This is a genomic window from Phytopseudomonas punonensis, assembly GCF_900142655.1.
GTDB classification, from domain to species: Bacteria; Pseudomonadota; Gammaproteobacteria; order Pseudomonadales; family Pseudomonadaceae; genus Aquipseudomonas; species Aquipseudomonas punonensis.
Genome location: NZ_FRBQ01000001.1, coordinates 481,342 through 503,704, shown reverse-complemented (window position 1 = coordinate 503,704; position 22,363 = coordinate 481,342). Strand labels below are relative to the sequence as shown.

Below are 22,363 nucleotides of genomic sequence, written 5' to 3'. Positions count from 1 at the left end.
GTCAGGGCAGCCCGCCGGCATGTGTTCCGCCGGCGGTTATTTTTTGTCTACTTCACCTGGGTGGTGGCGAAGTTGTTAGTGGTCAGGGGACTGATGTGATAGCCCTCGACATCCTTGCGCATGGCGGTGAACAGTTTCGGGTGAGCAACGTTGATCCAGGGCTGGTCCTTGGCGTAGATCGCCAGGGCCTGGCGATAGAGATTGGCGCGTTCATTATTGTCGGTTACGGCGCGGGCCCTGGTGATCAGCTCCTGGAACTTAGGGTTGCACCAGCGCGCATAGTTCTCGCCGTTTTTTGCCGCTTCGCAGCTCAGCAGCGGGCTCAGGAAGTTGTCCGGGTCGCCGTTGTCGCCAGCCCAACCGGCGGAAACCAAATCGGCTTCGCCGTTCTTGGCGCGGCGCAGCATTTCGGCCCACTCCATCACCCGGATGTCGACCTTCAGACCAACTTCGGCGAGGTCGGCCTGCAGCATTTCAGCTGACAGGCGCGGATTGGGGTTGGTCTGACCACCACCGTTCCGGGTGAACAGAGTGATCACCGTGCCCTCGGGCACGCCGGCTTCCTTGAGCAAGGCGCGGGCTTTATCGAGGTCGCGGGGCGGATTGCGGTTTTCGTCGTTGTAGCCGATCAGGGTTGGCGGGTACGGGTTGGCCGCAACCAGCGCGTTGCCTTTGCCAAACAGCTGCTCGACGTGGCGCTGGCGGTCGAAGGCGAGGTTGATCGCCTGGCGCACGCGCACGTCGTTCAGGTATTTGTGCTCGGTGTTCATGGCGACGTAGCCGGTAACGATGGCTTCGATCTCGTCGACCTTGAGGGTGGCGTCGGCCTTGATCGACGGCACGTCATCTGGCTTCGGATACAGCGCCACCTGACACTCGTTGGCACGCAGCTTCTGCAGGCGCGTGTTGTTGTCGGTGGTGATGGCGAAGATCAGCGGGTCGGCCGGTGGCTTGCCTCGGAAGTAGTCGGGGTTGGCCTTGAAGCGAACCTGGGCGTCCTTGTTGTAGCGCTGGAAGATGAACGGCCCGGTGCCGATCGGCTTGCTGTTAAGCTCGGCGGTCTTGCCGGCTTTGAGCAGTTGATCGCCGTACTCGGCGGAGTAGATCGAGGTGAAGGCCATGGCCAGGTCACGCAGGAACGGCGCTTCGGGGCGGTTCAGGGTAATGACCACAGTGTGGTCGTCGGTCTTGGTCACCGACTTGAGCAGGTTGCGAAACGCCATGCTCTCGAAATACGGGTAGCCCACGCTGGCCTTGTCGTGCCACGGGTGCTTGGGGTCGAACTGGCGATTGAGGCTCCACAACACGTCGTCGGCGTTGAATTCGCGGCTTGGCGTGAAGTAATCGGTGGTGTGGAATTTCACACCCTTGCGCAGGTGAAAGGTGTAGGTCAGGCCGTCGTCGCTGATGTCCCAGCGTTCGGCCAGGGCCGGTTGAATGTCCGTGGTACCGGGCTTGAAGTCGACCAGGCGGTTGAACACCGTCTCGGCCGAGGCATCGGCGGTCACTGCGGTGGTGTACTGCACGATGTCGAAACCCTCGGGGCTCGCCTCGGTGCATACCACCAGCGGCTTGGCTGCGAGGTTGCCGGCGGCGCCGAGAACGATGGCGGCCAGGGCGGCGCGCAGCGGTAATGATTTCATGGAGTGCCCCCAGCGATTCACGTCAGCATAGACGTCACGGCCCGCACGCGGCAGGCCGTGGCCTCTATGCCCAGAAAATATTCAACGCCACGTGGGTCACGTGGCGTCATGCGTACCGGTCGATAAGTGCTAGGCGCTGGAGGTGAGCGTTTTCACACCAACGCTCCATGCCTGTTTCGACTTATCGCCTGCCATTTCGCGGTTGTAGCCGCGAAAGTGGCAGGTACGCGATCAGTCGTTGCTCACACCGATAAAGCTGTTGCGGCCGAAGGGGCTGATCTGGAAGCCCTTCACGCTGGCACGCATCGGTTGGTAAACGGTGGAGTGGGCGATCGGGGTGATCGGCACTTCACGCTTGAGCACCACCTGGGCCTGCTTGTACAGCTCGGTACGCTCCTTCTGGTCGGTCACGCGCTTGGCGGCCACGACCAACTTGTCGTATTCGGCGTTACACCACTTGGAGAAGTTGTTGCCGTCTACCGAGGCGCAACCGTACAGGGTGCCGAGCCAGTTGTCGGGGTCACCATTGTCGCCAGTCCAGCCAATCAGCATGGCGTCGTGCTCGCCGGCGTGGGCGCGCTTGATGTACTCGCCCCACTCGTAGCTGACGATGCGAGCCTTGACGCCGACCTTGGCCCAGTCGGCCTGGAGCATCTCAGCCATCAGCCGGGCGTTGGGGTTGTACGGACGCTGCACGGGCATGGCCCACAGGGTGATCTCGGTGCCTTCCTTGACGCCAGCAGCCTTGAGCAGCTCCTTGGCTTTTTCAGGGTTGTAGCCGGCGTCCTTGATCGATTCGTCGTAAGACCACTGGGTTGGCGGCATGCCGTTGACGGCCAGCTGGCCGGCGCCCTGGTACACGGCGTCGATGATCGCCTGCTTGTTCACGGCCATGTCGAGCGCCTGGCGCACTTCGAGCTTGTCGAACGGCGCGCGGGTCACGTTGTAGGCGATGTAGCCCAGGTTGTAGCCCGGAGCGGTCGGCACGTTGAGATTCTTGTCCGCCTGCAGGCCTTTAAGGTCGGCCGGGCGCGGGTTGAGGGTGACTTGGCACTCGCCAGCACGCAGCTTCTGCGCACGTACCGAGGCGTCGGTGTTGATCGAGAAGATCAGGTTGTCGATCTTCACCTGATCAGGCGCCCAGTATTCCTTGTTGCCCTTGTAGCGGATCGCCGCGTCCTTCTGGTAACGGCTGAACACGAACGGGCCGGTGCCGATCGGCTTCTGGTTGATTTCCGAGGCCTTGCCGGCCTTGAGCAACTGGTCGGCGTACTCGGCCGAGTGCACGGCCGCGAAGTTCATCGCCAGGTTCTGCACGAAGGCAGCATCCACGGCGTTGAGGGTGAAGACCACGGTGTGCTCGTCGGTCTTCTCGATCTTGGCGATGTTCTTGTCCAGGCCCATATCGGTGAAGTACGGGAACTCGCTCGGGTACGCCTTGCGGAACGGGTGGTTGCGATCGAGCATGCGCTGGAAGGTGAACAGCACGTCGTCGGCGTTGAATTCGCGAGTCGGCTTGAAGTAGTCGGTGGTGTGGAACTTGACCCCTTCACGCAGGTGGAAGGTGTAGGTCAGGCCGTCTTCGCTGATGTCCCAGGAAGTGGCCAGGCCCGGCTGGGCCTTGGTGCCGCCGCGCTCGAATTCGGCCAGACGGTTGAAGATGGTTTCCGAGGCCGCATCGAAGTCGGTGCCGGTGGTGTACTGGCCAGGGTCGAAACCGCCCGGGCTGCCTTCGGAGCAATACACAAGATTGCTGGCTTGGGCGAGCGAAACACTGGAGAGCAGACCTGCAGTAAGCAGAGCCTTGCACAGGAGAGACATGCGCATGCGAACCTCTTTTTCTTTTTGTTCGCGCCTGGGTTCAGCGCGAGCTCGGAATGCGGTGAAAGCGGATAGCTCACCGGGTCGGGCTCGAAATTAAGTCATGCTGAAATTTCTGTCAACAAAAATTAAGCAGCACTAACATTGCGCGTATTTGCCCTGAACTGGTGCATAAATCACTCATTGGCTGGGTGATCGCCAAACAACGCCATGGTGGTCATGGTCAGCACTTCGGCGGGCTCGTCGGCGGCATTGGCCAGGCGGTGCAGCTTGCCCGCATCGAAATGCACCGAGTCGCCAGGGCCGAGCGGATAGTCGCGGCCCTCGATGGTGTAGACGATCTGCCCGGCCAGCACGTAGGAGAACTCCACGCCTTCGTGGGCGATCAGCTCGGACTCGTAACCCACCGGGATATTCATCTTCACGGCGTTGATCGAGTTGCCGGGAAACGAGCTCGACAGCCGCTCGTAGGCCAGCAGCTGGCCACCAACGGTGTAGCGCACGCGCTCGTTGACGTGGGAGTCGGGCTGCGCCTGAACGGGCTGGTCGAACAGGGCGTTAAGCGGAATATTCAGCGATTTGGCGATGCTCGCCAGCGATGAAATCGACACCCCGGTGAGGTTGCGTTCGGCCTGGGACAGGAAGCTGGCAGTCAGGCCGGCGTCGGCGGCTACCTGATTGAGAGTCTTGCCGGCGGCACGCCGATAGCGGCGCAGGCGTTCGCCAATGCGATCTGCTGTCATGGTGAAGATTCGTTGTTCGAGTGGGCTCAGTATACCTAGGCAGCGTAGGGACTTCAGCCGGAAGATTAGCGCACTTTTTAAGTCCCACTGAAAAATGCTTTGACCGCAATTTAAGTTGCACTTAAATTTTGCCGCAGTGAATGACCCGGCAGCGATATCCGTTGCCGTCGCCAGACGAGGATGTGCAGATGACACTGGGAGTGGGCGGTAGCACGCCAGAGCAGGCCTTGGCCCGCCTGCAGGACATGACGGCCGGCACGCAGCCGATCAGCGAAGCGGAATATCAGGCGCGCATCGAGCGGGCTCAGGCACTGATGCGCGAGCAGGGCATCGAGGCGCTGTTCATCGCCGCAGGCAGCAACCTGCAGTACTTCACCGGGGTGAAATGGAACCCCAGCGAGCGCATGGTCGGGGCGATTCTGCCAGCCAACGGCGTTCTGGAGTACCTGGCGCCGACCTTCGAGGAAGGCACTGTGCGTGACTTCCAAGTGGTGCCGGGCACCGTCAATACCTGGGAGGAGCACGAGAGTCCCTATGCGCTGCTACTGCGCTGTCTGCGCCGCCTTGGTGTAGCGCCCAATGATGGTGCGCCGCCTCAGGTAGGTCTTTGTTCTTCCTTGCCTTTTTTCATGTTCGAAGGCATTCGCAAGCTGACCAGCGGTTACCGCTTCATCGACGCCGGGGTGATCACGGCGGCCTGTCGGCAGTGCAAATCGGCGGCGGAAATCGCACTGATGCAGCGCGCCAAGGACATGACCCTGGAAGTGCACAAGGCAGCCGCCAGCATTCTCCATGAAGGCATCACCACCACTGAAGTGGCTGAATTCATTCGCCAGGCACACCGCAAGGTCGGCGCGCCAGGCTCGATCTTCTGCATCGTTCTGTTCGGCCCGGCCAGTGCCTTTCCACACGGTGTGAAGCATGCACAGACCCTGAAAGATGGCGACATGGTGCTGATCGACACCGGCTGCCAGGTACACAGCTACCTGTCGGACATCACCCGCAGCTACGTCTTCGGCACGCCGAGCGAGCGCCAGCGCGATTTCTGGAACAAGGAAAAGGCTGCCCAACAAGCCGCTTTCGAAGCCGCTGTGCTCGGTGCGCCGTGCGCCAGTGTTGACGCCGCCGCACGGCGCAGTCTGGAAGCCGCCGGCCTCGGGCCTGGCTACAAGCTGCCGGGTCTGTCGCACCGCACCGGTCATGGCATCGGGCTGGACATCCATGAAGGCCCGTACCTGGTCGGTGGCGACGACACGCCGCTCGCCGAAGGCATGTGCTTCAGCAACGAGCCGATGATCTGTGTGCCAGGCGAGTTCGGTATTCGTCTGGAGGATCACTTCTACATGACCGCCGAAGGCCCGCGCTGGTTTACCCAGCCAAGCCACTCGGTGGATGACCCGTTCGGGCTGAATGCCTGAACCGTCCCCAGAACTGATCTTTTGGGTGACATAAAGAGACTGCTACAAGGCAGAAGCGGCCATCTGGCGCTGCTGCTTTTGTAGGAGGGGCTTTAGCTAGGTAGGGTGGATGACGCTCTTTTCATCCACCATTGCGATTGCAGAGCGGTGGACGGGTCGGGCCGCGTAGGTGAAGCGTCGTCCACCCTACAAATGTCCGCGCCCGCCACTTTGCAGGCAACGCGCTGAATTCAGTCCGCAAGATCGTGAACAGGCTCGTAGAAACGAAAACGCCCGGCCAATTGGCCGGGCGTTTTCATTCAGGGACTAAGTTACTCGATGCTCACACCGTAGAAGGAGCTCAGGCCGAACGGGCTGATCTTGAAGTCCTTAACGCGGGTGCTCATCGGCTGATACACCGTGGAGTGGGCGATCGGCGTGTTCTGCACATCGGCCTTGAGTAGTTGTTGGGCCTGCTTGTAGAGCACGGTGCGCTCTTCGCGGTCGTTGATCGCCTTGGCCTTCTTGATCAGCGCGTCGAACTCCTTGTTGCACAGGCGGCTGTAATTGTTGCCACCAATGGAGTCGCAGCCATACAGCACGCCCAGCCAGTTGTCGGGGTCACCGTTATCGCCGGTCCAACCGATCAGCAGGGCGTCGTGCTCGCCGGCCTTGGCGCGCTTGTTGTACTCGCCCCACTCGTAGCTGACGATGCGCGCCTTGATGCCGATCTTCGCCCAGTCGGCCTGCAGCATTTCGGCCATAAGCTTGGCATTCGGGTTGTACGGGCGTTGCACCGGCATGGCCCACAGGGTGATTTCGGTGCCTTCCTTCACGCCGGCAGCCTTGAGCAGTTCCTTGGCCTTCTCCGGGTTGTAGGGCGTGTCCTTGATGGTGTCGTCATAGGACCACTGGGTCGGCGGCATGCCGTTCACTGCCACCTGGCCAGCGCCCTGGTACACGGCGTTGATGATCGCCTGCTTGTTGACCGCCATGTCCATAGCCTGGCGCACTTCGAGCTTGTCGAACGGCTTGTGCTCGGTGTTGTAAGCCAGGTAGCCGACGTTGAAGCCAGCCTGCTCGGGCATCTGCAGCTTAGGATCCTTTTTCAGGGTTTCCAGATCCGCCGGGCGTGGGAACACGCTGACGTGGCACTCGCCGGCACGCAGTTTCTGCATGCGCACCGATGGATCGGTGTTGATGGCGAAGATCAGGTTGTCGATCTTCACGTCATCCGGATTCCAGTATTCCTTGTTGCCCTTGTAGCGGATCTGCGCGTCTTTCTGATAACGGCTGAACACGAACGGGCCAGTGCCGATGGGCTTTTGGTTGATGTCCGAGGCCTTGCCGGCCTTGAGCAGCTGGGCGGCGTATTCGGCGGAGTGGATCGAGGCGAAGCTCATGGCCATGTTCTGGATGAACGCGGCATCGACCGTGTTGAGGGTGAAGCGCACCGTGTGTTCGTCGACCTTCTCGATCTTGGCAATGTTCTTGTCCATGCCCATATCGGTGAAGTACGGGAACTCGGTGGGGTAGGCCTTACGGAACGGATCGTCCTTGTTGAGCATGCGGTTGAAGGTGAACAGTACGTCGTCGGCGTTGAATTCGCGGCTCGGCTTGAAGTACTCGGTGGTGTGGAATTTCACGCCTTCGCGCAGGTGGAAGGTGTAGGTCAGGCCGTCATCGCTGATATCCCATTTCTCGGCCAGGCCGGGGATTACCGAGGTGCCGCCACGCTCGAACTGCGAAAGGCGGTTGAAAACGGTCTCGGCGCCCGCGTCGAAATCGGTGCCGGTGGTGTATAGGCCAGGGTCGAAACCTGCCGGGCTGCCTTCTGAGCAGTACACCAGGTTGCCGGCGGCCTGTGCGAAGGGGGCGCTGGCAATCAGGCCGGCGACAACAAAAGCCTGGATAAAGGCGTTCTTGTACATGGTTACCTCATGTCTATTGTGATTTTCCTGAGGGGTCTGCTGCGGGTAAGCGGGCGTGTCGGATGGTGACGAGCCTGCCTTGAGCCTAGACCTTGTTTGAGGCTATGCACGGGTTGTGCCGAAAACGTCTGAGCAACCCGCAAAAACGAAGAGGAGGCTGCGACATCCGTCGCAGCCTCCTCTTATTTACCCGGGCGGTTTAGCGCGCAGGCTTACAGCTGAACTTCGATTACACCATCGGCATTCATCGTCACCTGGCTGGTGCCGGCTTCGACTTCCGGGGTGGCGCTGTCGCTGGAGAACGCCGAGGCCTTCATGGCTTCCATGCGCATCGGCGGGCGCACGAAGCCGCCGCTGTTGAGGTTCAGGCTGACCAGCTTGTAGCTCTTGCCGCCCAAGGCTTCGGTGGTCAGTTGGGCGCGTTCCTTGAAGGCCGCGACGGCGTCCTTGATTAGCGCGTCTTCTTCTTTCTTGCGCGTGGCATCGGCGATGCTGAAACTCATGCCGCCCATCTTCAGGGTTTTCAGCATGTCGCCGGTGAGTTTGGACAGCGCGGTGAAGTCGGCGCTCTCCAGGCGGATTTCCGCGCGCTCGCGCCAGGCGCTGATCTCTTCGCCTTTCTCGCTGTACACCGGGTAGCTGTTACGGCTGCCCTGGGAGACAGTCACGCCCTTCGCGCCGCGTGCCTGGGTCAGCCCGGCATTCAATGTGCGGGTGATCTCGGCGGCCAGCGCCGCGGGGTCCTTCTGCTGGGCTTCGGTGTACAGGGTGACCTGCATCAGGTCGTGTGCCACTTCATGGCTGACCTGGGTGCTCAGGGAAATCTGGTTGTAGCGCTGCTCGTCGGCGTGCGCGGCGATACTGAGCAGGCCGGCAGTGGTGAAGGCCAGAGCGGTGGCGAGGCGGGACAGTGGCAGCATGGCGATTCCTTATCGATAGCGGGCACGGACAAAGACCGTGTTCATGGGGTTAGACGAGGCAACCTCGAGAGTCGGGTTAAGAGAACCGAAAAAATATTTACCCCACCTCTGACCACCGTGATCGGCAAGTGACTGCGCTGATCCGGCGCCAGGCGAGAATCATCGTACGACTGCGGCGCGTTGCCGCATCAGGCCGTCGGCGGGCTTGGTTATACTCGTCGTGCTCGCCAACGAGCATAGAGGAGTATTGATGCTCGCCCCTGTACAACTGCTTTCGGCCAGTCGCCAGAACCTCTGGCGCCTGACCCTGATTCGCTTTCTGGTGCTGGCTGCGCAAGCCGGTTCGGTTGGTCTGGCCTACAAATCCGAGCTGCTGCCGCTGCCCTGGTTGCAGCTGAGCATCACCCTGGGCGCCTCATTCGTTCTGTGCCTGCTGACCGCCCTGCGTCTGCGCGGGCCTTGGCCAGTCACCGAGGCCGAGTACGCGATCCATCTGGGCTTCGACCTGATCATCCACAGCGTGCTGTTGTATTACTCGGGCGGCTCGACCAACCCCTTCGTGTCCTATTACCTGGTGCCGCTGACCATCGCTGCGGCGACCTTGCCGTGGCTGTTCACCATGATTCTCGGTGGCATGGCGCTGGCGTCCTACACGCTGCTGCTGGTCTGGTCGCACCCGTTGCAACTGCCGGTGGGGCCGCGCGAAAGCCTGCTGGTCTACGGCATGTGGCTGAGCTTCGCGCTGGCGGCGGGGCTGATTACCTTCTTTGTCGCCAAGATGGCCGAAGAGCTGCGCCAGCAGGAAAAGCTGCGCGCCGAGCGCCGCGAAGAGGGCATGCGTGACCAGCAGCTGCTGGCCGTGGCCACCCAGGCTGCCGGTGCCGCCCACGAGCTGGGCACGCCGCTGGCGACCATGAGTGTGCTGATCAAGGAGCTGCGCCGCGAACACCAGAATCCGCTGTTGCAGGAAGACCTGGCGCTGCTGCAGGAGCAGGTCAAGCTGTGCAAGGAAACCCTCCAGCACCTGGTGCGCGCCGCCGAAGCGGATCGGCGCCAGGCTGTGGTGGAAATCTCCGCAGTGAGCTGGCTGGAAACCACCCTCAATCGCTGGCACCTGATGCGCCCCGAGGCCAGCTACCGTTATGAGTGCCTGGGCGTCGGCAAGCCGCCGCAGTTGATGCCGCCCGCCGACCTCACCCAGTCGCTGCTCAACCTGCTCAACAATGCCGCCGATGCCTGCCCGGACAATCTGGAAATCAGCCTGGACTGGGATCATCAGTGGGTGCGTCTGAGCATCCGTGATTACGGCGCCGGTGTACCCTTGGCCATCGCCGAGCAGCTGGGCCGACCGTTCTTCACCACCAAGAGCAAAGGCAAGGGGTTCGGCCTCGGGTTGTTTCTCAGCCAGGCCAGCGTGACTCGCGCCGGCGGTACCGTGAAGTTGTATAACCATGAAGAAGGCGGCACGCTCACCGAGCTCAAGTTGCCGCGCGCCTACGCCCGGGTGTGAGCCCGCCGCAGGATTGTCGATACGCCGTACTGCCGCAGCGGCAGGCCGCGAGCATATTTTGAGGAGTGATTTATGAGCGACGAAACACTGCTGGAAAGCGAAGAACAACCCCATCTGCTGCTGGTCGACGACGATCCGACGTTCACCCGGGTGATGGCGCGCGCCATGAGCAGCCGGGGACTGCGTGTGTCTACGGCGGCATCCGCGGAGGAAGGCCTAGCGGTCGCCACTCAGGATTTGCCGGACTACGCCGTGCTCGACCTGAAGATGGAAGGCGACTCCGGCCTGGTGCTGCTGCCCAAGTTGCTGGAGCTGGATGCCGAGATGCGCGTGGTGATCCTCACCGGCTATTCGAGCATCGCCACTGCGGTGGAGGCCATCAAGCGCGGCGCCTGCAACTACCTGTGCAAACCGGCTGATGCCGATGACGTGCTCGCCGCGCTGCTGACCCAGCATGCCGACCTCGACACTCTGGTGCCGGAAAACCCGATGTCCGTGGATCGCCTGCAGTGGGAGCACATCCAGCGCGTGCTGGCCGAGCACGAAGGCAACATCTCGGCGACCGCCCGGGCCCTTGGTATGCACCGCCGTACTCTGCAGCGCAAGCTGCAGAAGCGCCCGGTTCGTCGCTAAAGCGAACCGCTGCAGGCTCTTGCGGCTGAAGCTTTGCTATCATTAGCAGGCTATCGACGTACCTGAACCCCAGGTACGTCGGTGTTTCACAATGCCTTTCGCCTGCTTCCGGAATTCCCATGCTCGCTGTGCTTCAGCAAACGCTCGCGATCACCGCGCCCGTTTTCTCCATGCTGTTCCTCGGCGTGCTGCTCAAGCGGCTGCGCTGGATCGACGACGCCTTTATCAACACCGCCTCGTCCCTGGTGTTTCGCGGCACCATGCCGACGCTGCTGTTTCTCAGCATCATCAATGCCGACCTGAGTACTGCGCTGCAGCCGGCGCTGATCGGCTACTTCGTGTTCGCCACCCTGGTGTGCTTCTTCATCGCCTGGAGCTGGGCGATCTGGCGCTGCCCGCAAGCCGACCGCGGCATCTACACCCAGGGCGCCTTTCGCGGTAACAACGGCATCGTCGGCCTGGCGCTGGCCACCAGCATGTACGGCGACTACGGTCTGTCGGTGGGGGCGGTGCTCGGTGGCGTGGTGATCCTCTGCTACAACGTGCTGTCGGCCATCGTGCTGGCGATCTACAGCCCGAACATGAAGGCCGACCCCTGGACGCTGTGCAAAAGCATCTTCAGCAACCCGCTGATCATCGGCGTACTGCTGGCCATTCCCTTTGCATACTGGAAAATCCCGCTGCCACACTGGGCCATGGTATCCGGTGACTACTTCGCACAGATGACCCTGCCGCTGGCGCTGATCTGCATCGGCGGCACGCTGTCGCTGACTTCCTTGCGCGAGAGCAGCGGCGTGGCCATCGGCTCAAGCCTGATGAAGATGGTCTGGCTACCGCTGCTGGCCACCCTCGGTGCCTGGGCGTTCGGCTTCCGCGACGCCGACCTGGCGATCCTCTTCCTGTACTTCGCCAGCCCCACGGCAGCAGCCAGCTTCGTGATGGCCCGGGCGGTGAACGGCAACTACCAGCTGGCGGCCGCGATCATCGTGATCACCACGCTGGCGGCGGTGGTCACTACCAACGTGGGGTTGTTGCTGCTGCAGTGGGCGGGATGGGTGTAGCAGCGGTTGTTGTGAACCAGCATGCGTTGATTGTGATCCAGTACCGATTCGCAAGTGCCACGATTGTCAGCCTCAAGGCAACTCGCTAGCATCCTCGCACGCGTGTAACTTGATGTGACGCCGCCGTCTCGATGGCGTCGAACGTCAAGACGTAACTTCTTTCCCAGAGCCCAGTGTGAGTGCGGGTGTCAGGCTTTAATGCCTGACCAGCACAAGGAGTGCAGTGCGGTGGTTCGCTTTCTTTCGCAGCGCCGAGCGATTCGGTTCGCTCTCGCTGGTGCCTCGCGGGTGCATTGCGTGCTGCTGCTCTGTGCTGCCCTGGCCACGCCGATGAGCTGGGCCGAAGTTGGCCGGGCCGAGCCTTCTGCATCCCTGCAATCTCCCACTGGCGGCTGGCGTTATCACGGCCTCAATGAAGGTGACGGTGAAGCACGTGTCGCCTATCCGACGCCGCCCATCGACCGTGGCGCCCTGCGCGGGCGTAGCATGATCGAAGGCACCCTGCAGAACATTGGTGGAGTGCGCCCACCGCACCGGCTGGTGGTCAACGGCAACCCGCTGCCGCTGTACACCGACGAGCAGGGCAGCTTCGCCCGGCCTTATGCCTTTGGCGCCGGCTCCAACAGCGTCGAGCTGGTGGCGGGCGAGGGGCAATCGCTCAAGCGCATTCAATTCTATGAAGCCAACAGCCTGCGCACGCCGGCGCGCATCCGCATGGTGCTGGGCTGGGACGACCCCAAGGCCGAGCTTGACCTGCACGTGGTCACCCCGGATGGTCAGCACGCGTTCTGGAGCCACCCGGTACTCACCAACGGCGGTGGCCTGGATGTGGATAGCGTCGATGGCCCTGGCCCGGAAATGTTCACCATGACCGCGCCGCTGCAAGGCACCTATCTGATCTACGTGAACTACTGGGGCAACCTGGGCAGCGAGGGCTACAACTTCGAGGCCGGCAGCAACCAGAACGAGATCATCACGGCGCAGATCAACCTGATCTTCAACGAGAACACCGTCAACGAGAAGCGCGAGACCTTCGTGGTGCCATTGCGCGCCATCGGTGAGCTGCTGTTCGTCAAATCTTTCAATTATGCAGGCCGTTGAAAAACGTGATCGAGGCAGCCAGTGCAAGGCAAAACAGGAGAAAAAGCGGAGTGTACGAGTAGTACATGAGCATTTTGAGCCTGTTTTTAACGCAGCGATGGCAACGCAGATAGTTTTTCAAATGCCTGACATTGATATCCCGATGCTTGGATGAATAGGGTTTTGTTATGAACCGGAATACCACTGCCCACCTGCGCCACGTCGCCGTTTTGCTGACAGCCGGCCTGCTTGCCGCCTGCGGCCAGGACTCGCGCGATCTGGGTGAGCGCAGCGCCCTGGGCTTGGATCTCAAGCACCCCGATGCGCTGATCGAGAGTGCCTCGCTCAGCCGCCTGCCCAAGGATCTGCTGGCGGTGCCGCTGCTGCGCGACACCCTCACCGAAGACTTCGTGTTCTATTACGAGCACAACGCCGACCGCCTCGGCCTGGTCGGTAGCCTGCGGCGGATCATTTACGAGCGCGACCTGAAACTGCGCGACGAGCTACTCGACGAATTGCTCGACCAGCCCGCCGACGTTGCCCTGTGGAAGGGCGCCGACGGCAAGCTCAAGCACTTTGTGATGGTCATGCAGCGTGGTGGCCTGGCCAAGGTGCTGGAGCCGCTGGCCCATGTGGCGCTGGACGACACCCAGCTCAGCAAGGCCGGCGAGCTGCGCGTCGATGGCAGCAGCGTGCCGCTGTACCGCCTCAACTACCTGGGGGACCGTGCCTTGCTGCTGGCCAGCCACGGCGACAAGCTCTTGGTGCTGTCCTCACCCGGCATGCTGTTCGGTGAGGACGACAAACTCGGCCGTGCGGCGACCGAATCTGTCGAAGCGCTGCTCGACGGCGACAATCCCTTCGCCAAGCGCTTCGGCCTCAAGGCTCGCGAGACCGAGCAGCAGCGTATTTCCCTGAGTGGCGAATACGTCGCGCTGGGTTACCAGCGTTTCTTCCCGGCGTTTGCCGGTGTGCGTTTCGAGAAGGGCGAGGGCGGCTGGAGCAGCTTCCTGGCGCTCAACGAAGTCGACGATCAACCGGCCATGGATTTCACCCCGATCTGGCAAGCCATGCCCATGGGCGCCAGCGCCTGCGTCGCCGTGCCCATTGCACCGGGCAGTGCCGAGAAACTGCTGGAGCGTGTCGGCGCGAGCAAGGCGGTCAGCGAAGACCTGCAGAAACGCCTGGGCAGCACCGCCGGCCTGTGCTGGTACGCCGACTCACGGCTGCACTCGCCGTTGCTGGTCACGCACCTCGATGAAGCCGCCACGCCGGAGCTGGATCAGGCCATCGGTGGGCTGTTCGACGGCATGATCGGCGCCTTCGAGCCCAATGTGGAAAATGGTCGCTTCCCGGTAGAAAGCCAGAGCATCGCCGACGGCCATATCTGGCATCGCCAGGTGGGCTCCAACTTCGGTCAGTACCCGGCTGAAGACAGCAACACTCCCGACGCCCTGGCGTCCCGCGCATTCTTCAACGTCAGCCTGGCGCGCCAGGGCCAGACCCTGCTGTTTTCGCTGGATGACACGCTGGTGATCAAGGCCCTGGATACCCTCAACAAGCGCTACCCGCCGCTGGCCGAAGTGTTGCCCGTCGACGGTCTGGTGCCCGGTTACCTGGCGCCCGAAGGCTTGTCGCGCCTGCTCGAGCAGGAAACCCTGGACAGCCTGCCGGCCAACTACGAGCCGGTGTTCCGCAATGCCGCCGACACCCACTTGCTGCCCAAACTGCGTGCCATGGGCGGTTATGGCCAGTTCGCGCTGACGCTGCCGAAAGGCACCGAAGCCGACGATGATTGGAAGTGGGTGCCCCTGGAATGGCGCTCCCTGTGAAAACCCACCCAGAGGCTGCTGCGCGTCGGCCCTGCTGCGTTAAAAACAGGCTCGGAATGCTCATTTACAAGCTCGTAAACTCCGCTTCCTCGCCTGTTTTTGCCTTGCATGGCTCTAGCTCGCGAGCCCCTGGGCGGGTTGCAACAATCGCACTGTTCGCCATGCTCATGGCGTTGAGCCTGTGCGCGCGCGCCGAGCAGTCGCCCGACCTCGATCCCGAGCAGTCGCAGATCTTTCGCGCCTGGTTCGTGCGTATCGCCCAGGAGCAGCTGCGCCAGGGCCCGAGCCCGCGCTGGCATCAGCAGGATTGTGTCGGCCTGGTCCGCTTCGCCGCCAACGAAGCGCTCAAGGTGCATGACGCCAAGTGGCTGCATGCCAATGGCCTGTCCAACCGCTACCTGCCGCCGGAACTGGAGCTGGACGACGCGCAGCGCCGTCTGGCGCAGAACTGGCAGCAGGGCGGCGGCAAGCAGGGCCCCTACGTCAATGCGATCAAGATGATCCAGTTCAACAGCCAGTTGGTTGGCCGCGATCTGAACGGGGCACGCCCCGGCGACCTGATGTTCTTCGATCAGGGCGATGACCAGCACCTGATGATCTGGATGGGCCGCGACATCGTTTACCACACCGGCACCACCACTCCCACGGATAACGGCATGCGTGCCGTCAGCCTGCAACAACTCATGACATGGAAGGACACCCGATGGATACCCGACGACGCCAACCCCAACTTTATCGGCATCTATCGGCTGAATTTCCTCGCGCGATGAACCGTCTACTAGCCGTCGCGCTGCTGGCGCTCATGCCCCTGGCCGCTCACGCCGAAGACGAAGTGCCGGCCAGTGGTTACACACCGCTTGCTGGCGAGTCGTTCTTCCTGCTCGCCGATTCCAGCTTCGCCGCCGATGAAGTGGCCACCGTGCGCCTCGAAGCGCCGGGCCGCGACTACCGCCGCTACCGCATGGAAGGCTACGGCGGCGTGGACATGCGCCTGTACCGCATCGATCAGCCGCTGGAGTTCCTCAAGCGCCAGAAGAACCTGCACCGCGTGGTCGCCGAGGGCCAGTTCAAGGGCGAGGGGCTGTCCAACACCCTGTCGTACTTGTGGGACAACTGGTACCGCAAATCCCGCCGGGTGATGCAGCGCGCCTTCTCCTACGAGTCGCGCAAGCAGGTCACCGAGGAAGCTCCGGAGCTGAAGATGGGCAGCGCCATCGCCGCGCCCACCGAGTTCACCCCGCAGGTGCAGTTCGCGCCGATGAAGGGCCTGCCGCTGGTGGCCGAATTCCGCTACCCGCTGTGGGAAGCCAAACCGATCGAGCCGCCGGCGGGCGTCGACCTGTCCGGCTCGTCGAGCAACTTCGTCAGCGTCGCTTCCGGTAACGTCTACGTGCCGCTTGGCAAGCTCAAGCCTGGCCTGTACCTGGCCGAGGCGATCATTGGCAAGTACCGCGCCACCACCGTGGTGTTCGTTTCCAATACCGTGGCGGTCAGCAAGATCGCCGGCGGCGAATTGCTGGTATGGACGGCCGACAAGCACCAGGGCACGCCGGTGGCCGGTGCCAAGCTGTTGTGGAGTGACGGCCTGGGCGTGATGACCAGTGGCAACACCGACGGCCAGGGCCTGCTGCGCCTCGGCCACGCCAGCCCGGAGCGTTCCTACGTGATCGGCGAGGACGCCGACGGCGGCGTGTTCGTGTCCGAGAACTTCTATTACGACAGCGAAATCTACGACACCAAGCTGTACGCCTTCACCGACCGCCCGCTGTACCGCCCCGGCGACTGGGTGGAAGTGAAGATCGTCGGCCGCGAGTTCAAGAACGCCCGCGACTCGGTGGCGGCCGGCACCGCGCCGATCAGCCTCAGCGTGCTGGATGCCAACGGCACCGTGCTGCAGACCCAGAAGCTCGACTTCGACAGCGCCCGTGGCGGCCAGGGCCGCTTCCAGCTGCCGGACAACGCCGTGGCCGGCGGCTATGAGCTGCGTTTCGCCTACCGCGACGGGCTGTACAGCAGTGCCTTCCGCGTCGCCGAGTACATCAAACCGCACTTCGAAGTGTCGCTGGATCTCGACAAGCCGGACTTCCGTACCGGCGAGCCGGTCAAGGGCGCCCTGGTGCTGCTCTATCCGGACGGCAAGCCGGTGGTCAATGCCAAGGTGCAGCTGAGCCTGCGTGCCCAGCAACTGTCGATGGTCGACAACGAACTGCAGTACCTCGGCCAGTTCCCGGTCGAGCTGGCCAGCAGCGAAGTCAGCACCGACAGCCAGGGCCGTGCGGTGGTCGACCTGCCGGCCGCCGACAAGCCGAGCCGCTACCTGCTCAGCGTGTTTGCCAGCGATGGCGCCGCCTACCGGGTCAAGACCAGCAAGGAAATCCTCATCGAGCGCGGCGCCGCCCGCTATCGCCTGAGCGCGCCGCAGCGCTTCAGCTCGGCCGGGCAGGCGGTGAACTTCAGCTATCAGAGCGAAGGCAGCAGTGAACGCAAACCAGCCCGTTACGAATGGGTGCGCCTGGAAGACCAGAGCACCGGCAACGGCGAGCTGGCCGCGGATGCCAAAGGCTTCGAGCTGAATTTCGAACGCCCCGGCACCTACAGCATCACCCTCAAGGACAGCAGCGGTTTGATCCTCGGCGCCACCGGCCATTCGGTCAGCGGCGAGGGCGTCAAGTCGGTAGCCGGCACCATCGAGATCGTGCTCGACAAGGCCGAGTACCAGGCCGGCGACGAAGCCCTGGCGCTGATCACTTTCCCCGAGCCGGTCAGCGATGCGCTGTTGACCCTGGAACGTGACAAGGTCGAGGCCACTGCGCTGCTGTCCAAGGGCGGCGACTGGCTCAAGCTCGAGCGCCTGTCCGACACCCAGTACCGCGCGCGCATTCCGGTGGGCAAGACCTTCTCGCCGAACATCACCTTCTCGGCGCTGTACACCCGCGGCGGTGACTACAGCTTCCAGAACGCCGGCATCAAGGTCGCCACGCCGCAGATCGACATCGCCATCAAGGCCGACAAGGAGGTGGTGCAGCCGGGTGACCTGGTCACCGTCGAGCTGAGCACCCTGTTCGAAGGCAAGCCGGTGCCGACGCGCCTGACGGTCAGCGTGGTGGACGAGATGATCTACGCCCTGCAGCCGGAAATCGCCCCGGGTATCGACCAGTTCTTCTATCACCCGCGCCGCAACAACGTGCGCACCAGTGCTAGCCTGTCGTTCATCAGCTATGACCTGGCCCTGCCGGGCATGCCCAGTGCACCGGGCCGTGCCAACCGCAGCGAGCGCGGCGTCAAGGTACTGGAGCGGCCGCGCCGCGAGGAAGTCGACACCGCCGCCTGGCAGCCCGACCTGGTCACCGATGCCAACGGCAAGGCGAGCTTCAGCTTCCGCATGCCCGATTCGCTGACCCGCTGGCGCATCACCGCCCGCGCGGTAAGTGCCGAGGGTGAAGTGGGCCAGAAACGCCAGTTCGTGCGTTCGGAAAAGCCGCTGTACCTGAAATGGAGCGGCCCGAGCCGCTTCCGTGTCGGCGACAAGCCGGCGCTGGGCCTGTTCGCCTTCAACCAGGGCGAGGAGGGTGCCAAGGCCGAACTGCTGATCCGTCATGGTGAGCAGGAGCAACGCCGCGAGGTGACGCTTGCCAAGGGTATCAACTACCTGCCGGTCGAGGACGCGGTTATCGCTGCTGGTGATTTCAGCGCCGAGCTGCGCCAGGCCGATAAGGTCGCCGACGCCCTGGCCGTCAAGCTGAGCACCGTGGCACCTGGCTGGCAACAGGTGCGCAGCGAGCCGCTGTCGGTGTTCCCGGGCAGCACGCCGCTGCAGTTGCCGGCCGATGCCACTCAGGTGCAGCTGCGCGTGGCCGACAGCGGCGCCGGCCTGTTCAACGCCGCGCTGGACGACCTGCTCGACTACCCCTATGGCGGCGTCGAGCAGACCGCCAGCCGCCTGCTGCCATTGAGCCTGGCCTACCCGGCGTTGGCCGCCGGCGAGCCGCGGATCAAGGATCGCCTGCGCCTGATCATGCAGAACAGCCGCCTGCGCCTGGTGCAGATGGCCGGGCCCGAGGCAACCTTCACCTGGTGGGGCGGTGATGCCGATGGCGACGCCTTCCTGACCACCTATGCCTATTACGCCGACTGGCACGCCAGCCGCGCCCTGGCCATTCAGTTGCCGCCGGAGCACTGGCAGCGCGTGCTGGAACTCTATGCCAAGCGCGCCCCGGAAACGCCGCTGCTGCAGCGTGCGCTGATCCTGGCGTTCGCCCGCGACATGGGCCTGCCGGTGAAAACCCTGCTTGAAGGCCTGGTATACGACCTCGCCGCCGCAGGTGAGGGCGAGGAAGTGGTGCTCGGTGAGGGCGACAGCCTGGTGATGGCGGCGCCGGCTTCGGCCTTGGGCCTGGCGATTGCCCGCGAGCTGGGCGTGCGCCTGGCGCAGCAGAACAATGTGCCGGTGGCCGAGGCGCTGCAGGGGCAGCTCGATGGTGCCCGTCGCCGCCTGGCCGAGAGCCAGTCGCCTTTCGTGGCGGCTGTCGCCCTGTACCTCAATGGCCCGGACCGCCAGCGCGCCCAGCGCCTGCTCGGCGAACTGGCGCCGGCCCAGGCCGGCCTGGAACGCGCCCTGGCGCTGACCTGGCTGCAGCCGTCGCTGGACCTGCGCGGTACGCAGCCGACGCTGGCGCTGGAAGGCGACTGGCAGGCGGTGGAAGGCACCAGCGGCGACAGCTACTGGCAGTGGAACGGCGCGCAACCGCCCCAGGCACTGCTGGTGGCTGGCTATCTGGATCAGCCGAACGATGTTCGCCTCGACTACCAGAGCGCCCAGGCCGCACCGAGCAATGTGCCGGTTACCCTCAAGCGTCGTCTGTTGCGCTTGGTGCCGGGCGACAAGGCGTTCGAGTTCCGCGCCGAGGAAGTCGGCAAGGACGAGATCTCCAGCGCCGACCTGTACCTGGATGAAGTGACCCTGAGCAGCGAATCCGAGCAGCCCCTGCGCTATGGCATGTTGGAAGTGCCGCTGCCGCCGGGCGCCGACGTGGAGCGCACCACCTGGGGCATCCAGGTCAGTGGCCTGGGTGGCGATGAAGCCTCGGCGCTGGAGAAGGCCCGCAACGAGCCGGGCGAGCTCAGCTATGCGGTGCCGGTGGACAGCCTGCAAGGCGAGCTGGTGCTGCGTCACCTGGTGCGCTTCTCCCAGAAGGGCGAGTTCGTGCTGCCGCCGGCCCGCTACGTGCGCCTCTACGCACCGGGCCAGCAGGCGCTGGAAACTGAGCCAGCGCTGCAGAAGGTTCGCGTTGAGTAAGTACCGCCTGCTCGCTTCGCTGGCCCTGCTGACCGCCTTCGGCGGCTCGGCAATGGCGGGCGAGGCGCCGCTGTCGCTGGCCTGGCAAACGGCTGGCGGCAGCGAACTGCTGCGCCTCGACGGGCAACGGCTGATCAGTCGCGAACCGCTGCCCGACACTCTGCAGGCGCCGTTGGGCAGCCTGTGGAAATTGTTCGTCTATGCCTACCTGGTCGACATCGGCCAGCCGGACAACGGCTATCAGTGCCGCGGGCAGGACAAGGAGGAGGTGTATTGCTGCGACCCGGGCGAGCGCATCGACCGGGAGCAGGCGCTGGTCAAATCCTGTGGCCTGTACTTCGAGCAGCAGAACCTGCAGCTGGACCAGGGTGACTGGTCACGCTACTGGCAGGCCCGGAAGGCGCCGAGCTGGCTCAGTGAGCGCCAGCGCCTGGCGCCGGCGACCCGCGTCCCGGTTCAGCAAATGCTCACGCAACTGGCGCAATTGCCCGCCCAGGCCGATGCCCGCAAGGTCCTGCTGGACGTGGTGCTGGCCGGCAACGGCTCGACCGTCAGCGCCCTCGGCAGTCGTCTGCGGGTGAAGACCTGGAGCTGGCTGGCCGATAAGGATCCCCAAGCTCGCCAGGGCGGTTTCGCCGGCTGGCTGGCCGACGGCACGCCAATCTGGGCCGGCGGCTCGGGCACCAGCGTGATGGTGCTCAAACGCCATGCTGAGGCGCTCGGCCAGGTGCTGCCTGCGCCCTGGCCAAGCGAGGCCGGCAGTTGCGTCGAGGTGCGCCTGTTCGCCCGCTATCCATTGCGCCAGCTCAAGCGTGAGGGCGGTGATGCGGCCGTCGAGCCTGGCGCGCTCAATGGGCGCTACGAGGTCGAGTTCAGCAACGGTAACCGGCTGCCCATCGAAAGCCACGGCGAGCTGTTTCTCGAGAAAAGCAGCGAAGGGTTGCAGCTCACTGCCCATCTGGATCGTGAGGACTACGTGGCGCGGGTGCTGGATCGCGAAGCCTCGGCGCAACCTGCCGAGGCCGCCAAGGCGCTGGCCATCACCGCGCGCACTTACCTGCTGCAAAGCGCCGGGCGGCGCGGCGAGTGCCTGCGTATCGATGACAGCAGCAGCAACCAGCGCGTGGCACCACGCCCGGCCAGCCAGGGCGCCCGCGCTATCGCCGCGTGGACGGCCGACCTGGTGCTGGCCGACACGCCGGTCACCTACCACACTACCCAGCCCGGCACTGATCGCCTGGCCTGGACGCAAGCGGTCGAGCAGGCGAACAGCGGTCTGCGTTATGACGCCATTCTGGCCCGCGCCTTCCCACGCGCCACGCTGAGCCGCTGGGACAAGCCCGTGGCCGCCTGCCAGCCCCTGGCTGCCGCCGAGCAATGGCTGCGCAAGCAACGACGTGACTGGCGGCAACGGCTGGATGCTGAGCCGGGCTATGAAGAAATTCAGCAGTTCACCGTTTGCCAGTTGGCGGCCGGCCGGCCCTATGTGGATCGCGAGCGCCAGCGCATTTTCGTACGCGGCTTCTTCTCCCTGCAGGACCGCCTCGACCTGACTCACGAATACCTGCACCTGGCGTTCGTCGCCCACCCCAATGGACAGGACGAGGCCTACGTCGAAGGTCTCGCCCGTACCCTGTTACTGGAATGACATCATGGCTCTGATCACCCCTCGTATCGCCCTCTGCCTGACCCTGCTGCCGCTTTGTGCGCTGGCCGAGGTAAAGCTCGACACCCCCCGCAGCGGCTGGCGCGTTGGCGGGGGCGACGGCGCGCAATTCATGCAGGAGGTCAATTACCCGGCCTCCTCGGTGAACAGCGCCGCCAACCAGGCCGACACTGCGCGCATCAAGGGCGCGATCAGCGGGCTGCGCAAGGACGAAAGCCAGGCGCCGGGCCGCCTGGTGGTCAACGGCACCAGCATGCCGCTGAAGATCGGCGAGGACGGCGGCTTCGACCGCCCGTTCGTGTTCCCGGCCGGCAGCAACAATGTCGAAGTGCGCAGCCCGGATGGCAGCCAGCGCCGCCGCGTGCAGTTCTACAACAATGGCAGCGGCGAAACCCCGGCGCGCTTGCGCGTGGTGCTGTCGTGGGACAGCGACAACACCGACCTCGACCTGCACCTGGTCACGCCCGATGGCGAACATGTTTGGTACGGCAATCGTTCGCTGGCCAACGGCGCGGCTCTGGATGTCGACGTGACCACCGGCTACGGCCCGGAAATGATCGCCTCGCCCACCCCAATGAAGGGCCAGTATCTGGTCTACGTGAATTACTACGGCGGTGGTTACAGCTATGGCGAAGACGGCGAAAGCAACGCCGGGCAGATTCTCACCACCGGGCAGATCACCCTGATCAGCGAAGAAGGCACGGTCAACGAAAAGCAGCAGAGCTTTCTGGTGCCGATGCGCACGCCGGGCGAGCTGACGCTGGTGAAGAGCTTCAGCTATCCGTAATTCGTAGCCTGGGTTGAGCGCGGCGATAACCCAGAATGGGTGG

15 protein-coding genes are annotated in these 22,363 nt (G+C 63.6%); 10 read left to right on the top strand and 5 right to left on the bottom strand.

The features are described from left to right. Positions 1 to 47: 47 nt before the first annotated feature. From BUC40_RS02315 to BUC40_RS02305, 3 genes are all read right to left on the bottom strand, one after another. Positions 48 to 1,643, bottom strand: coding sequence for an ABC transporter substrate-binding protein (locus BUC40_RS02315; RefSeq protein WP_073262212.1), 1,596 nt, complete (start codon positions 1,641 to 1,643; stop codon positions 48 to 50). A gap of 231 nt (positions 1,644 to 1,874) precedes the next feature. Continuing rightward, a complete protein-coding gene (locus BUC40_RS02310) occupies positions 1,875 to 3,470 on the bottom strand; it encodes an ABC transporter substrate-binding protein (RefSeq protein WP_073262210.1) in 1,596 nt (531 codons plus the stop codon). Positions 3,471 to 3,640: 170 nt separating this feature from the next. Continuing rightward, positions 3,641 to 4,207 carry a cupin domain-containing protein gene (locus BUC40_RS02305; protein WP_073262208.1) on the bottom strand — a complete coding sequence of 189 codons (567 nt, stop codon included), beginning with the start codon at positions 4,205 to 4,207 and terminating at the stop codon, positions 3,641 to 3,643. A gap of 188 nt (positions 4,208 to 4,395) precedes the next feature. On the opposite strand from BUC40_RS02305, the gene BUC40_RS02300 reads away from it, so the two are divergent. Beyond that, complete coding sequence (locus tag BUC40_RS02300; protein ID WP_073262206.1) at positions 4,396 to 5,625, top strand: M24 family metallopeptidase; 1,230 nt, start codon at positions 4,396 to 4,398, stop codon at positions 5,623 to 5,625. A 311-nt stretch (positions 5,626 to 5,936) separates the two neighbouring features. Here the strand turns inward: BUC40_RS02300 and BUC40_RS02295 are convergent, their stop codons facing one another. Continuing rightward, a complete protein-coding gene (locus BUC40_RS02295) occupies positions 5,937 to 7,535 on the bottom strand; it encodes an ABC transporter substrate-binding protein (protein ID WP_073262204.1) in 1,599 nt (532 codons plus the stop codon). A 212-nt stretch (positions 7,536 to 7,747) separates the two neighbouring features. Further along, positions 7,748 to 8,455, bottom strand: coding sequence for an SIMPL domain-containing protein (locus BUC40_RS02290; RefSeq protein WP_073262202.1), 708 nt, complete (start codon positions 8,453 to 8,455; stop codon positions 7,748 to 7,750). A gap of 250 nt (positions 8,456 to 8,705) precedes the next feature. On the opposite strand from BUC40_RS02290, the gene BUC40_RS02285 reads away from it, so the two are divergent. From BUC40_RS02285 to BUC40_RS02245, 9 genes are all read left to right on the top strand, one after another. Next, the gene (locus BUC40_RS02285; RefSeq protein WP_073262200.1) at positions 8,706 to 9,965 is read left to right on the top strand and encodes an ATP-binding protein; all 1,260 of its coding nucleotides are present in this window, start codon (positions 8,706 to 8,708) and stop codon (positions 9,963 to 9,965) included. A 72-nt stretch (positions 9,966 to 10,037) separates the two neighbouring features. Continuing rightward, complete coding sequence (locus BUC40_RS02280; RefSeq protein ID WP_073262198.1) at positions 10,038 to 10,598, top strand: response regulator transcription factor; 561 nt, start codon at positions 10,038 to 10,040, stop codon at positions 10,596 to 10,598. A 119-nt stretch (positions 10,599 to 10,717) separates the two neighbouring features. After that, a complete protein-coding gene (locus BUC40_RS02275; RefSeq protein ID WP_073262196.1) occupies positions 10,718 to 11,659 on the top strand; it encodes an AEC family transporter in 942 nt (313 codons plus the stop codon). A gap of 330 nt (positions 11,660 to 11,989) precedes the next feature. Next, positions 11,990 to 12,760, top strand: coding sequence for a YfaP family protein (locus BUC40_RS02270; RefSeq protein WP_073263840.1), 771 nt, complete (start codon positions 11,990 to 11,992; stop codon positions 12,758 to 12,760). 167 nt (positions 12,761 to 12,927) lie between these two features. Then, positions 12,928 to 14,571: a DUF2138 domain-containing protein gene (locus BUC40_RS02265; protein WP_073262194.1), complete on the top strand. Its 1,644-nt coding sequence runs from the start codon at positions 12,928 to 12,930 to the stop codon at positions 14,569 to 14,571. A 161-nt stretch (positions 14,572 to 14,732) separates the two neighbouring features. After that, the gene (locus tag BUC40_RS02260) at positions 14,733 to 15,341 is read left to right on the top strand and encodes a DUF1175 domain-containing protein (protein ID WP_073262192.1); all 609 of its coding nucleotides are present in this window, start codon (positions 14,733 to 14,735) and stop codon (positions 15,339 to 15,341) included. Further along, the gene (locus tag BUC40_RS02255) at positions 15,338 to 19,867 is read left to right on the top strand and encodes an alpha-2-macroglobulin family protein (RefSeq protein ID WP_073262190.1); all 4,530 of its coding nucleotides are present in this window, start codon (positions 15,338 to 15,340) and stop codon (positions 19,865 to 19,867) included. Before BUC40_RS02260 ends, BUC40_RS02255 begins: the two co-directional genes overlap by 4 nt. A gap of 52 nt (positions 19,868 to 19,919) precedes the next feature. Next, a complete protein-coding gene (locus tag BUC40_RS02250) occupies positions 19,920 to 21,515 on the top strand; it encodes a DUF2300 domain-containing protein (RefSeq protein WP_073263838.1) in 1,596 nt (531 codons plus the stop codon). 4 nt (positions 21,516 to 21,519) lie between these two features. Next, positions 21,520 to 22,320 carry a YfaP family protein gene (locus BUC40_RS02245; protein WP_073262188.1) on the top strand — a complete coding sequence of 267 codons (801 nt, stop codon included), beginning with the start codon at positions 21,520 to 21,522 and terminating at the stop codon, positions 22,318 to 22,320. Positions 22,321 to 22,363 lie beyond the last annotated feature (43 nt).

What these genes read in the sequence shown, in the direction of transcription:
- BUC40_RS02285 (WP_073262200.1), top strand. Translation starts at nt 8,706, where the DNA reads ATGCTCGCCCCTGTACAACTGCTTTCGGCCAGTCGCCAGAACCTCTGG.
- BUC40_RS02260 (WP_073262192.1), top strand. Translation starts at nt 14,733, where the DNA reads ATGCTCATGGCGTTGAGCCTGTGCGCGCGCGCCGAGCAGTCGCCCGAC.
- BUC40_RS02265 (WP_073262194.1), top strand. Translation starts at nt 12,928, where the DNA reads ATGAACCGGAATACCACTGCCCACCTGCGCCACGTCGCCGTTTTGCTG.
- BUC40_RS02270 (WP_073263840.1), top strand. Translation starts at nt 11,990, where the DNA reads ATGAGCTGGGCCGAAGTTGGCCGGGCCGAGCCTTCTGCATCCCTGCAA.
- BUC40_RS02250 (WP_073263838.1), top strand. Translation starts at nt 19,920, where the DNA reads ATGGCGGGCGAGGCGCCGCTGTCGCTGGCCTGGCAAACGGCTGGCGGC.
- BUC40_RS02295 (WP_073262204.1), bottom strand. Translation starts at nt 7,535, where the DNA reads ATGTACAAGAACGCCTTTATCCAGGCTTTTGTTGTCGCCGGCCTGATT.
- BUC40_RS02300 (WP_073262206.1), top strand. Translation starts at nt 4,396, where the DNA reads ATGACACTGGGAGTGGGCGGTAGCACGCCAGAGCAGGCCTTGGCCCGC.
- BUC40_RS02305 (WP_073262208.1), bottom strand. Translation starts at nt 4,207, where the DNA reads ATGACAGCAGATCGCATTGGCGAACGCCTGCGCCGCTATCGGCGTGCC.
- BUC40_RS02255 (WP_073262190.1), top strand. Translation starts at nt 15,338, where the DNA reads ATGAACCGTCTACTAGCCGTCGCGCTGCTGGCGCTCATGCCCCTGGCC.
- BUC40_RS02280 (WP_073262198.1), top strand. Translation starts at nt 10,038, where the DNA reads ATGAGCGACGAAACACTGCTGGAAAGCGAAGAACAACCCCATCTGCTG.
- BUC40_RS02290 (WP_073262202.1), bottom strand. Translation starts at nt 8,455, where the DNA reads ATGCTGCCACTGTCCCGCCTCGCCACCGCTCTGGCCTTCACCACTGCC.
- BUC40_RS02310 (WP_073262210.1), bottom strand. Translation starts at nt 3,470, where the DNA reads ATGCGCATGTCTCTCCTGTGCAAGGCTCTGCTTACTGCAGGTCTGCTC.
- BUC40_RS02275 (WP_073262196.1), top strand. Translation starts at nt 10,718, where the DNA reads ATGCTCGCTGTGCTTCAGCAAACGCTCGCGATCACCGCGCCCGTTTTC.
- BUC40_RS02245 (WP_073262188.1), top strand. Translation starts at nt 21,520, where the DNA reads ATGGCTCTGATCACCCCTCGTATCGCCCTCTGCCTGACCCTGCTGCCG.
- BUC40_RS02315 (WP_073262212.1), bottom strand. Translation starts at nt 1,643, where the DNA reads ATGAAATCATTACCGCTGCGCGCCGCCCTGGCCGCCATCGTTCTCGGC.